This is a genomic window from Pseudomonas sp. 1L-C-7-B-C1 (assembly GCF_057291635.1).
The window spans coordinates 385675-398319 of sequence record NZ_JBXAWH010000004.1; the positions used below are offsets into that span (position 1 = coordinate 385675).

Sequence of the window (12645 nt, forward strand, 5' to 3'; positions counted from 1 at the left end):
ATCATTTCAGGAGTCCTTTTGGAGTCAGCGAGCGTTGCAGCCATTGCAGAAGCAGGTCGGCGAAGATGGCCAGAATGCTGACCAGTACGGCGCCGACGATCAGCATCGACATATCGCTGCGGCTGATGGAAGCGAGGATGAGTACGCCCAGACCGCCCGCGCCGATAGTGGCGGCGATGGTCATGACACCGATGTTCATGACTACGGCAGTGCGTACGCCAGCGAGGATCACTGGCACGGCGATCGGCAGTTCAACCATGCGCAGGCGCTGGCCGAAGGTCATGCCGATGCCCTTGGCGGCTTCACGGATGCCGGGCTCGACGCCGGTGAGCGCCAGGTAGGTGTTGCGCATGATCGGCAGCAATGAGTAGAGAAACACTGCGGTGATCGCCGGCATCGGGCCGAGGCCCTGACCGAACTTGGAATAGAACGGCAGCAGCAAGCCGAACAGGGCAATCGACGGGATGGTCAGCAGCACCGTGGCGCTGGCCTGCAACGGCCCGGCGAGGGTCGGGAAGCGTGTCATCAACACGCCCAATGGCACGCCAACCACGATCGCCAGCGTCACCGCGATGCCGACCAAGGTGATGTGTTGCAGCGTCAGGTGCATGACCTGATTCCAGTCCAGATGGGAGAAAGCGCTGAGGAAACTCATGGTTTCTCCTCCTGTTTTGCCGCCGGCGCCGGTGGGACCGGCACGCTGTCGGCGGAAGGATTGATTGGATGCTCGCGCAGGAATTCAGCCGCCACCACGGTAGGACTTTCGTGGTCGACGTCGATGCGCGCGTTCAGCGTGCGCATGGTCTGGTTATCCAGCAGCGCGGCGAGGGGCTTGAGCAAATCGGCCAGTTCCGGGTGCTTGTCCAGGTATTCTTTGCGAATGACTGGCGCCGCAGTGTAGTCCGGGAAGTAGTGCTTGTCGTCCTCCAGCACCTTGAGTTTGAACGCGTTCAGACGGCCGTCGGTGGTGTAGACGAGCCCTGCAAAAACCTGTCCGTTGCGCAACGCGGTGTAGACCAGGCCGGCGTCCATCTGACGGGTGTTTTCACGCCCCAGGTTCATGCCGTAATGCTTGACCATGCCCACCAGCCCGTCGGAACGGTTGGCGAATTCGGTGTCCAGCGCGACGATGTGGCCCTTGTCGGCCTCGGCCTTGAGCACCGTGGTCAGGTCAGACATGTTGTTGACCTGCGGGTACTGCTGGGCAATTTTGTCCGGCAGCGCCAACGCATAGGTGTTGTTGAACTTTGACGGTGACAGCCAGACCAGCCCCTTCTTGGCGTCCAGCTCCTTGACGCGCTGATAGGTCTGATCGCTGTCGAGCTTCTCGTCGACATGGTTGTAGGCAACCAGCGACACACCGGTGTACTCCCACAGCAGATCCAGCTGGCCGGTTTCCTGGGCACTGCGCGCCAGGTTGCTGCCAAGGCCGCCGGTGATCTGAACCTGATAGCCCTTGTCGCGCAGGTATTGCGCCGTCAGTTCGGCGAGCATGGTCTGTTCGGTGAACACTCGCGCGCCGATGCGCAGCACAGGCATTTCGGCCGGTGCATCCGCGGCCTGGACGAAACCGGACAGCAACATCCCGACGCCCATGATTAATGTGCATAACTTCTTCATAGCAATTCCTTTCTCAGCGGGGCTCGACTTATCGAGCCAGGCCGCGTTCCAGCCAGAGACGGCTTGCCAGGGTCACGGCACCATCGAGCAACAGCGCGAGCAACGCGGTACACGCGGCGCCCAGCACCAGTTGCGGCTGATTGTTCAGGGCGATGCCGGGGAAAATCAGACTGCCCAGGCTGTTCGCGCCAATGAGGAACGCCAGTGGCGCGGTCCCGACGTTGATCGCCAGGGCCACGCGCACGCCGCCGATGATGATCGGCACGGCATTGGGCAGCTCGACGCGCCACAGCACCTGGCGCGGTGTCATGCCAATGCCGCGAGCAGCTTCTTTAAGGGAACCCTGAACGTTTTTCAGGCCTTCGTAGGTGTTGCGCACGATGGGCAACAACGAAGCGAGGAACAAAGCGAAGATCGCCGGACCGCTGCCGATGCCCAGAATACCCAGAGCGATGGCCAGCACGGCGAGAGGAGGAACGGTGTTACCGATGTTGAAGATCTGCATGAAGCGTTCGGCGCGGCCAACCATGTTCGGTCGGCTAAGGACAATGCCGGTCGGGATCCCGACCACCAGTGCCGCCAGCATCGAAGCCAGCACAAGCCAGACGTGGGCTTGCAGATAAAACAGCAGATCATCCTGATATTGCCTGATGGTACTGATGCCGATCCATTGGACCAGCAGGGCCAGGAGTGCGATGACAATCACACCTCCCAACAGCCCCTTGCCATAGCGATTTGCCACGGGCGGACTCCTTATTTCAGTCGGCGAACGTCTGGCGTGGAACTGGCCTCTTCAGGCAGCACGCGAACGTTCGCGAAGAGCAGCGGGTGGGTCGCCGGAAAGGTTGATACCTCGGCGAAAACACAAGCCATGAGCGCAGCTTCGTCAAGCTAACTTGCTGATTTTGCAACCCTTGGCGTGTAGCGATACCAGGGAATGGACGTCTCCTTAACCGCAAAGGTTCCCACGTGCGATGGTATCTGGCCACCCCTTATCGACTGAACGGTTCGGTTATTGCTCTGGTTTGGGCTATAATCGCCGCCCTTTTTTGAATCACCTCTCGGGCGATTTCCCATGACCAGACAGGCCGCCGAAGTCGCGAAACGCCGCACTTTTGCCATCATTTCCCACCCCGATGCGGGTAAGACCACCATCACTGAAAAGCTGCTGCTGATGGGCAAGGCCATTTCCGTCGCCGGTACAGTGAAGTCGCGTAAATCCGACCGTCACGCCACCTCCGACTGGATGGAAATGGAAAAGCAGCGCGGCATTTCCATCACCACCTCGGTCATGCAGTTCCCGTATCGCGATCACATGATCAACCTGCTCGACACCCCGGGCCACGAAGACTTCTCCGAAGACACCTACCGCACGTTGACCGCCGTCGACTCGGCGCTGATGGTGCTCGATGGCGGTAAAGGGGTTGAGCCCCGCACCATCGCACTGATGGACGTCTGCCGCCTGCGCGACACGCCGATCGTGAGCTTCATCAACAAGCTTGACCGCGACATTCGCGACCCGATCGAGCTGCTCGACGAGATCGAAGCCGTCCTGAAAATCAAGGCCGCGCCCATCACCTGGCCGATCGGTTGCTACCGCGACTTCAAGGGTGTGTATCACCTCGCCGACGACTACATCATCGTGTACACCGCCGGTCATGGTCATGAGCGCACCGAGGTGAAAATCATCGAGAAGCTCGACTCGGACGAGGCCCGCGCCCACCTGGGCGATGAGTACGATCGCTTTGTCGATCAGCTGGAACTGGTTCAGGGCGCCTGTCATGAATTCAACCAGCAGGAATTCCTCGACGGCCAGCTGACGCCGGTGTTTTTCGGTACGGCACTCGGCAACTTCGGGGTCGACCATGTGCTCGATGCCGTGGTCGACTGGGCGCCGAAGCCACTGGCCCGCGTCGCCAACGAGCGCACGGTGGAGCCGGTCGAGGAGAAATTCAGCGGCTTCGTGTTCAAGATCCAGGCGAACATGGACCCCAAGCACCGCGACCGCATCGCGTTCATGCGCATCTGTTCGGGCAAGTACGACAAGGGCATGAAAATGCGCCATGTGCGCACCGGCAAGGACGTGCGCATCGGTGACGCGCTGACGTTCTTCTCCAGCGAGCGTGAACAGCTTGAAGAAGCCTACGCGGGCGACATCATCGGCCTGCACAACCACGGCACGATTCAGATCGGCGATACGTTCAGCGAAGGCGAGGCCTTGGGCTTCACCGGCATCCCGCACTTTGCCCCTGAGCTGTTCCGTCGCGTACGCCTGAAGGATCCGCTGAAATCCAAGCAGCTGCGTCAGGGTCTGCAGCAGTTGGCCGAGGAAGGCGCCACTCAGGTGTTTTTCCCGCAGCGCAGCAACGACATCATCCTCGGCGCCGTCGGTGTGCTGCAGTTCGATGTGGTCGCCAGCCGCCTGAAGGAAGAATACAAAGTCGAATGCGCCTACGAGCCGATCACCGTGTGGTCAGCCCGCTGGATCGATTGCAGCGACAAGAAGAAGCTCGAGGAATTCGAGAACAAGGCTGTGGAAAACCTGGCCGTGGACGGCGGCGGTCACCTGACCTACCTCGCGCCGACGCGGGTCAACCTGGCCTTGATGGAAGAGCGCTGGCCTGACGTGAAATTCCGCGCGACGCGGGAGCATCACTAAGGCTCAGCACGCTGAGTAACCGCAGACGCAGAGCGTCCAGGAATGCATTCCCACGCGGAGCGCGGAAACGATCATCGACTGGGCGGGGCTGATTCAGATCTCGGGGTGATGCAAAACCTGTGGGAGCGAGCTTGCTCGCGAAAGCGGCAGGACGTGCGATTGGAGTAGCCTGAACTGACGCATTCGTGAGCAAGCTCACTCCCACATGAGCCTCTCGTTACTTCACCACCATCCCCACACCCCGCCCGCGCGGATCGGACGCGGTTTCGACTTTCGTGCCGTCGATCTTGATCGCCTGCACATTGCCCATCGACCAGCCCTGATCCTTCAGCGTGTAACCCATGGCCGTCAGTTCGTCGGCCACCGGGGTTGCCAGCGGTGCAAATTTCTCGGTGTAGATCGTGTCTTTCGGCAGCAACTGGTGATGAACCCGCTGCGCCGCGACGGCGTCCTTCAGCGGCATGTGGAAGTCATAAATATTGTTCAGCACCTGAAACACCGTGGTGAAAATCCGTGAGCCACCCGGCGTGCCCAGCACCAGCGTCACTGCGCCGTCGCGGGTGACCAGACTCGGGCTCATTGACGACAACATGCGCTTGCCGGGCTGGATGGCGTTGGCATCCCCGCCCACCACGCCGAACGCATTGGCAACGCCCGGCTTGGAGCTGAAATCATCCATCTCGTCGTTCAGCAAAAAGCCTGCGCCCTTGACCACCACGCCGCTGCCGTAATCCCAGTTCAGGGTGTAGGTGTTGCTGACCGCGTTGCCCTTGGCATCGACGATGGAAAAATGCGTGGTCTGGTGCGACTCAAGCCCGGCCTTCACGTTCTCCGTAGGCGAAATTGCCGTCGGGTTGACCTCGTGGGCGCGCTTGGCCAGATAGGCGTTGTCGGTCAGCTGATTCACCGGCGCCACGGAAAAGTCCGGATCACCCAGGTAGTTGGCGCGATCGGCGAACACGCGCTTTTCAATTTCTGCCAACAAGTGGATGTAGCGCGCCGAGTTGAGCGGCACGTCTTTGAAGTCATCGGCAAGCAGCTGCTTCATGCCGATCAATTGCGCCAGCGCAATGCCGCCGGAACTGGGCAGCGGCGCGGTATAAAGCGTGTTGCCGTTGAAGTTCACGTGCAGCGGCTTGCGCCAGACCGCCTTGTAATCCTGCAGGTCCTCTTTGGTGATAAGGCCGTTGTCGTGCTGCATCTGCGACACCAACAGGTCAGCCGTCTGCCCTTGGTAAAACTCGTTGGCACCCTTGTTGGCAATGCGTTCCAGGGTCTTGGCCAACTCAGGTTGGCGGAAGGTCTCGCCGGTCTTCATGTCGCCGAAGTAATCGGCAAAATTGGTCTTGCCGTTGAGCTGCTTGATCGCTTCGGCACCATACATGTACTGCTTGTCAGCGACCTTGAAACCATTTTTGGCGTAACCAATGGCCGGCGTCAGCAGCTCGGCCCATGGCAGCTTGCCGAATTTCTGATGGGCTTCCCACAGCCCCATCACCGTGCCGGGAACGCCTGAAGCACGTGCGCCCACCAGGCTCATGCCCGGGATAACCTCACCCTTGTCGTCCAGGTACATGTTGCGTGTCGCCGCTTTTGGCGCGGCTTCGCGGTAGTCAAGAAAGTACGGTCGGCCGTTCATGAACAGGGTCATGAAGCCACCGCCGCCGATGTTGCCCGCTTCCGGGTAGGTGACCGCCAGGGTAAACGCCGTGGCGACCGCAGCGTCGACTGCGTTCCCGCCCTTTTTCAGAATCTGCGCAGCGACCTGAGCACCGTATTGGTCCGGGGCCGCAACGGCGCCGCCTTCCAGTACCACGGCATACACTGGCGAACTCGCGGCGAAGATCACCGACAGGGCAAGGGTTTTGAAGGTCACTGCACGCATGGGGCTTCCTTGATGACAAATGCGACAGCTTGAAACTGATGGGCTGTCTGGAGGCTGAAGAGACTAACGGTCCGGCTGCACATTAATGATGAAACTTGCCACAAACGCAAACAGCCAGGCCCCTAAACCGGGGCACGCTCAGGTTCATCCCGGACGGGAAACACCACCGCCCTCTCCCGCCGCAGATTGAGCGCCAAGACACTCGCCAGCACCACAATGGAGCCTACGATGACTCGCTGCGAAGGCAACTCGCCCAGCATCACCGAGGCAATAGCGATGGCCATCGGCGGCGTCAGGTACAAACTCATCGACGCACGGCTGACGTCCATATGCTTCAAGACGTACGCCCAGGCCAGGTACGCCAGTGCGCTCGGGAACAGCCCCAATACCCCCACCGCTACATTGACCCGCAGTGGCGCGTTGAGGATCTCGCCGATCAGCCCCGGCAGGTAAACCAGCAGAAATACCGTGCCGGCCCAGACCGTGTAGCAGACCATGGTCAGGCCGTCGTAGCGGTGGCTGTGACGCTTCTGCAGCGAGAAATACACGCTCCAGGAAAACGCCGCCGCCAGAATCAGCAGCCCGCGCGCGTCCATGTGGCCGATGCCGCGATCACCGGTGACAACAATCGCGGCGCCCACCAGGCCGAGCGCGACACAGCCCCAACGCCAGGCGCTGACCCGCTCCTTGAACACGAAATGCGCCAGCAGCGCGGTAAACAATGGCGTCGACTGCACCAGCACACTGGACGCCCCGGCACTCACCCCGGCCTGGCCAAAGTTGAGGGCGATGTGATGCAGGCTAACGGCGAAGAAACCCAGCACCGCGAGCAACGGCAGGTCCTTCAGGCGCGGCAACGTGATGCGTTGCGATGAAGCGATTAGCAGCATGAACACCGACGCGATCAGAAAACGAAGCAGCGCCAGATGCCCGGGCTCATAGGCCTGCAAACCGATGCGAATGCCGGTCGGCGAGAAGCCCCAGCAGGCGACCACGAAGAACGTGGCAAAGGCGATTTTCAGCCCTTGCCAAGGCACCGCACCATTAACCGCGATATCCGAATCAACAACCGGCTCAGCCACCCTGCGCATCTCGATACTCCCGCCGACAAGCCCGACGCCTGCCCATGGCTGCAAGTATCGAAACAACTTATGCTCACCACAACCGAACAATAATGACTCAACCCCTCACTTTTGGTGATGAATGGAACTGGCCCAGATTCGGATGTTCAAGACCGTCGTCGACACCGGCAGCATTGCCCGCGCTGCGGAGGTGCTGCATTGCGTGCCATCGAACATCACCGCACGGATCAAGGCGCTCGAGGCGGAGCTGGGCACCGAGCTGTTCTACCGCCAGGGCCGCGGTTTGCGCATCAGCCCGGCGGGAGAAATCTTCCTGACCTACGCCGGCAAAATGCTCAGCCTCGCCGACGAAGCCAAACGCGCGGTGCATCCGGATGCGGCGCCATCCGGGCCGTTGCGCATTGGCGCCATCGAGTCCTCGGCCACGGCGCGGCTGCCGAGACTGCTGGCGCGTTTTCATGCGCGTTACCCACACGTGTCGCTGGAGCTGACCACCGGCACCGGCATGCAACTGCTTGACGCGACGCTCAACCAGAAGCTCGATGGCGCGATCGTCGCCATCGACGTCAAACGCCCACGGCTCAAGCGCACGTCGATGTACCGGGAGGATCTGGTGCTGATTGCGGCAGAGTCGTTGGGGCCGATTTCCAGTGCCGCAGATCTGCAGGGCAAATCGATTTTCATGTGGCCCGAGGGCTGCCCTTACCGCGCAGCGCTTGAACGCTGGTTGCACAACGACGGCCAGACCCAGCCCATCGTCAGCATCGCCAATTACGGCACCATCGTCGGTTGCGTCAGCGCCGGGGCGGGCGTGGCGCTGGTGCCCAAAGGGGTTTACGAGCAGTACCGAAAAGGCTCGGGCTGGGTCGGTTATGAATTCCCTGAACTGACCTCCGTCGACAACCTGTTTTATTGGCACGAAAGCGCCGAGCATCACCCCGCGCGGGAGGCGTTTGTGGAGATGTTGCGGGCGGAGTTCAGCGGGGTTGGCGACGCGTGACGCATCAGGCGGCGTACACCGCCAGCTTCTCCTGAATGAAATCCAGAAAGCACTGAATCCGCAACGCCAGTTGCGAGTTGCGGTAGTAGACCGCGTGGATCGGCTGGCGATAGCCACTGTTGGCTTGCGGCAGGATGACGTTGAGGCGGCCCTGGCGGATGTCCTCGTGGGTCATGAAGTGCGACAGGCAGACGATGCCCTCACCCGCCAACGCTAACTGGCGCAACGTCTCGCCACTGGAAGCGGAGACCGTCGGCTGAATGAACAGCCGATCCCCATCGGCGTGGCGCAACGGCCAGTGATTGAGGGTTTCGGTCTGGGTGAAGCCGAGCAGCGAATGCCCGCTCAGCGCCTCCACGGTTTTCGGCGTGCCGTGTTTTTCGAGGTATTCCGGGCTGGCGAGGATGTTCAGCGGGCTGCTGCCGAGTGGCCTTGCGTGCAGCGTGGAATCGGCCAGCACGCCAATGCGGATTGCTACATCGGTGCTCTGTTCCAGCAGATCAATGATCAGATCATTGCTGTTCAGCTCCAGCTGGATGTCCGGGTACCGCGCGCGAAACTCCGCGACGTACGGAACGATGGAATGCAGCATGAAGGGCGACGCCGCGTTGATCCGCAAGCGGCCGGAGGGTGTCTGCTGGCGCACCGACATGCGCTCTTCCAGCTCTTCCATCTGATCCAGAATCTGCCTGGCCCGCTCGAGGAAATACTTGCCCTCCTCGGTCAGGTCCATGCGCCGGGTGGTGCGGTTGATCAACGTCGTGCCCAGCTTGCTTTCCAGTCGCGACAGCGTGCGACTGATCGCCGACGGCGTCTGCCCGACCTGCTCGGCAGCGGCGGAAATCGAACCGCTCTCGATCACCGTGACAAACACCTGCAACTCATCCGACCTGGCTTTCACTGTTGTCTCCCGCTCACAAGAGACCGGATATTAGCGCTCTTCGGAGCAAGCTATAAGCTATAAGCTATAAGCTGCAAGCTGCAAGTGAGCCGTGAGCCGTGAGCTTGCCGCTTGCCGCTTGCCGCTTGCCGCTTGCCGCTTGCCGCTTGCCGCTTGTAGCTCGCTCCTCCCCCTCACATCCCGAACACCGACCCCAAGTGCGCTTCATACCGCTTCACGTCTGCGTCGACATTCGGCATCTTCATCACGTCCACTGCCAGGAAGGTCGGCAGGCCAGTCATGCCCAGGAACTGGTTGGCCTTGTGGAACGGGAAGTACACGGCATCCACGCCCTTGGCTTCGAAGAAGTCGGCCGGGTCGTCGAACGCTTGCTGCGGCGCATTCCAAGTGGCCGAAATCATGTATTGCTTGCCGTGCAGCAAGCCGCCGCTGCCGTACCGCCGGGACGCATCGGAACGGGTGCGACCGTCGTTGGCGTACAGGCTGCCGTGACCTTCGGTGAACACTTCGTCGATGTACTTTTTCACCGTCCACGGCGCGCCCATCCACCAGCCCGGCATCTGCCAGATGATCACGTCAGCCCAGAGAAACTTCTGCACTTCCTCGGCCACGTCATAGCCACCGTCAATGAAAGTCTGCTGCACGTCAAACCCGGCGCGGTCCAGAAACGCCATGCCGGCTTCATGCAGGGTGGTGTTGTAGCGGCCATCGGAATGCGCGAATTGTTTGCCGCCGTTCAGAAACAGTACTTTTTTCATATCAAGCCTCGTCCGCCGTCAATGCAGCCCGCTGTTTAGCGGTGGCGGATTGAGGGTCTTCAATTGGAATGGACGGCAGAATATCTGCCAGACGAGGCGGGAATAAGCCGCAGAGGGGCAAAATACATTTGCGCCTGAATCACGAGTCATGCATCTATTGATGAATTTTTGTTGACTGAACAGCAGCGTGAATCCGAGCGGGACGTCGCGTAATCAGCCAGCAATCATCAGGTGCGCGCCCAGCAGCGCCATGCCGATGAAGAACATCCGCTTGAACACCAGCGCGCTGATCCGTTGACGCAGCCACTGACCGAACATCATCCCCAGCAACGCTGGAACCAGCGCCAGCAATGAGGCACCCATTTCAGCGCTTCCCACCGCGCCGTTCCAGAACAGACCAGCACCCAGTGCCAGGGTCGAGACGGTGAAGGACAGCCCCAGCGCCTGCACCAGTTCATTGCGATCCAGCCCAAGGCCCTGAATGTAAGGCACCGCTGGAATCACGAAGACGCCGGTGGCCGAGGTGACCAGGCCGGTGATGAAGCCGCACAAGGGCCCGAGCCAGCCCTCCGCAGCGGACGGCACTTTGAGCGTCGGCAGAAACAAGCCGCATAACGCGTAGACAAACAGCGCGCCACCCAGCGCCCGCGCCATGCCGTGCCCGTTGCCGAGGCCCAACGCGTATGAGCCGAGCAGCGTGCCGATGACGATCGTCAGCAGCAACGGCCACAACCGCACGCACAATCCGCGCAAATGCCCGCCGGTTGCCAGCTGCCAAAGGTTGGTGAGTGTCGAGGGGATCAGCAGCAACGCCGCCGCCTGGCTGGGCAGCATCATCACCCCCAGCAGGCCCATCGCAACCGTCGGCAGCCCCATGCCGATCACGCCCTTGACCGTCCCCGCCAGCAGAAACGTCAGCAGCACCAGCACTGACAACGTCCAGCCAAGGTGCTGATACAGCGATAGAAAATCAGTCATGGGCGCATCCTGCGAAAGGTCGACGATGGGCAACAACGAACGTTGCAATCGGCGCCACTTCACCACATTCCGGCGCCTGGGGTAATGGAAAAAATGCTCAGCACCACGCGGCTGATCAGCAGGCCAATGCGGGCAGCTTTCCATTTTTGCCAACCCGACTTGCCATTTGTGACGTTTCAACGGCAGCGGGTTTTTCCTAGGATCCCCTGACGTCGCCGACGCCTGGTTCGCCAGCCATCACGTGTTTAAGGGGGAATGCATATGTCCGATGCCACTGAGCGTCTATGGGGCGCGCGCTTCAAATCAGCGCCAGCCGAAGCGATGGCCAACCTGTCACGCTCGCCCGCCGTCTATTTCCGCATGACGCCTTATGACGTCGCGGGTTCCAAGGCCCACGCCCACGAGCTTGAGCGCGCCGGTTTGCTGGATGCCGACGAAACTCGCCGCATCATCGACGCGCTGCAATCGATCGACGAGGACTTCGCTGCCGGCACGATCCAGCCCATTCCCGCCGATGAGGACGTGCACACCTTCATCGAGCGCCTGCTCACTGAACGCCTCGGCGCACTGGGTGGCAAGCTTCGCGCCGGACGCTCGCGCAACGATCAGACGGCCAACGACATGCGGCTGTTTCTGCGTGACCGGATTCGCGTGCTGACCCTGTCGATTCTTGATCTGCAGCAGGCGTTGGTGGGTCAGGCCGAAGCGCACATCGAGACCATTGCGCCTGGTTTCACCCACCTGCAACAGGCGCAGCCCATTGTCTTCGGTCACCATTTGATGGCCCACGCCCAAGCGATACATCGTGACATCCAGCGCCTGCAGGATTGGGATCAGCGCTTCAATCTATCGCCCCTCGGCGCCGCCGCCATGGCCGGGTCCGCCATCGCCCGCGACCCGCAACGTTCGGCGGCGGAAATGGGCTACGCCGGGCCGTGTGAGAACTCCATCGACGCCGTCGCCAGCCGCGATCACGTGGCCGAGTTTCTGTTCTGCGCGAGCATGCTGGGTATCAATATTTCGCGCATGGCCGAGGAGTTCTGCATCTGGACATCGCGGCAGTTTCGCTGGGTCGAGCTGGACGATGCCTACGCCACGGGCAGTTCGATCATGCCGCAGAAGAAGAACCCGGACATTGCCGAATTGGCGCGGGGCAAATCCGGCCGTTTGATCGGTTCGCTGACGGCGATTCTGTCGGTGCTCAAGGCGCAGCCGCTGTCGTACAACCGGGATTTGAGCGAAGACAAGCACGCCATCTTCGACGCTTTGGACACGCTGAATCTGGTGCTGCCCGCCTTCGCCGGCATGGTCCGCACGATGACGGTGCGCAAGGACGAGTTGCTGCGACAGGCGCCGCTAGGCTTTACCTTGGCAACCGAGGTCGCCGATTGGCTGGCCGTTCGCGGCGTGCCGTTCAAGGAAGCCCACGAGATCACCGGGCAACTGGTTCAGCTGTGTGAGGCGCAGGACATCGGGCTGCCGGAGCTGACGCCAAAGATGCTCGCCCACACCGACCCGCGCCTGACGCCACAGGTGTTGGAGAGCCTGACGCTGGAAGCCGCACTGGCAGCGCGCAGCGGCTGGGGCGGAACGTCGCCGGTGCGAGTGGCCGAACAGATCGCGCGGTTTAAACAGCACCTGGTGGCGCAAGAGCAGTGGGCCAAGGATTACAGCGGCCCGCGGGGTTAATTGCGCGCAGCCGGTCCCACTGACTGACCGCGTGCACTCTGTGGGACCGGCTTTAGCCGGGAAGGCGCCGGGT

At 61.2% G+C, this 12645-nt stretch carries 11 protein-coding genes; 3 read left to right on the plus strand and 8 right to left on the minus strand.

The window, feature by feature from the left end; translation table 11 throughout:
• Position 1 precedes the first annotated feature (1 nt).
• The 3 genes from AC0Z8Z_RS09225 to AC0Z8Z_RS09235 are packed head-to-tail and all read right to left on the minus strand — an operon-like array spanning position 2 to position 2362.
• Entirely contained in the window at positions 2-655 is a 654-nt protein-coding gene (locus AC0Z8Z_RS09225) for an ABC transporter permease (protein ID WP_065990219.1), read from the minus strand.
• A complete protein-coding gene (locus AC0Z8Z_RS09230; protein WP_122623251.1) occupies positions 652-1620 on the minus strand; it encodes a glycine betaine ABC transporter substrate-binding protein in 969 nt (322 codons plus the stop codon). The genes AC0Z8Z_RS09225 and AC0Z8Z_RS09230 overlap by 4 nt, the downstream gene beginning before the upstream one ends.
• A gap of 28 nt (positions 1621-1648) precedes the next feature.
• Positions 1649-2362, minus strand: a complete 714-nt coding sequence (locus tag AC0Z8Z_RS09235) for an ABC transporter permease (RefSeq protein WP_074886589.1) — start codon at positions 2360-2362, stop codon at positions 1649-1651.
• 333 nt (positions 2363-2695) lie between these two features.
• On the opposite strand from AC0Z8Z_RS09235, the gene AC0Z8Z_RS09240 reads away from it, so the two are divergent.
• On the plus strand, positions 2696-4279 hold the full coding sequence (locus AC0Z8Z_RS09240; RefSeq protein ID WP_122534936.1) for a peptide chain release factor 3: 1584 nt from the start codon (positions 2696-2698) through the stop codon (positions 4277-4279).
• Positions 4280-4496: 217 nt separating this feature from the next.
• Here AC0Z8Z_RS09240 and ggt read toward each other — a convergent pair whose 3' ends face one another.
• Both ggt and AC0Z8Z_RS09250 read right to left on the minus strand, forming a co-directional pair.
• Complete coding sequence (ggt, locus tag AC0Z8Z_RS09245) at positions 4497-6164, minus strand: gamma-glutamyltransferase (protein ID WP_205484726.1); 1668 nt, start codon at positions 6162-6164, stop codon at positions 4497-4499.
• A gap of 122 nt (positions 6165-6286) precedes the next feature.
• Complete coding sequence (locus AC0Z8Z_RS09250; RefSeq protein WP_122623248.1) at positions 6287-7255, minus strand: DMT family transporter; 969 nt, start codon at positions 7253-7255, stop codon at positions 6287-6289.
• A gap of 112 nt (positions 7256-7367) precedes the next feature.
• Between AC0Z8Z_RS09250 and AC0Z8Z_RS09255 the strand changes: the two genes are divergently transcribed.
• Complete coding sequence (locus tag AC0Z8Z_RS09255; protein WP_485618879.1) at positions 7368-8246, plus strand: LysR family transcriptional regulator; 879 nt, start codon at positions 7368-7370, stop codon at positions 8244-8246.
• A gap of 4 nt (positions 8247-8250) precedes the next feature.
• Here AC0Z8Z_RS09255 and AC0Z8Z_RS09260 read toward each other — a convergent pair whose 3' ends face one another.
• From AC0Z8Z_RS09260 to AC0Z8Z_RS09270, 3 genes are all read right to left on the minus strand, one after another.
• A complete protein-coding gene (locus AC0Z8Z_RS09260) occupies positions 8251-9147 on the minus strand; it encodes a LysR substrate-binding domain-containing protein (protein WP_485618880.1) in 897 nt (298 codons plus the stop codon).
• A gap of 173 nt (positions 9148-9320) precedes the next feature.
• Positions 9321-9905 carry an NADPH:quinone oxidoreductase MdaB gene (gene mdaB, locus AC0Z8Z_RS09265; protein WP_485618881.1) on the minus strand — a complete coding sequence of 195 codons (585 nt, stop codon included), beginning with the start codon at positions 9903-9905 and terminating at the stop codon, positions 9321-9323.
• Between the two features lie 213 nt (positions 9906-10118).
• Positions 10119-10883 (minus strand): sulfite exporter TauE/SafE family protein, encoded by a 765-nt coding sequence (locus AC0Z8Z_RS09270; protein ID WP_485618882.1) that lies wholly within the window; start codon positions 10881-10883, stop codon positions 10119-10121.
• A gap of 261 nt (positions 10884-11144) precedes the next feature.
• Here AC0Z8Z_RS09270 and argH point away from each other — a divergent pair, with 261 nt between their 5' ends.
• Positions 11145-12572, plus strand: a complete 1428-nt coding sequence (gene argH, locus AC0Z8Z_RS09275) for an argininosuccinate lyase (protein WP_485618883.1) — start codon at positions 11145-11147, stop codon at positions 12570-12572.
• Positions 12573-12645: the final 73 nt, after the last annotated feature.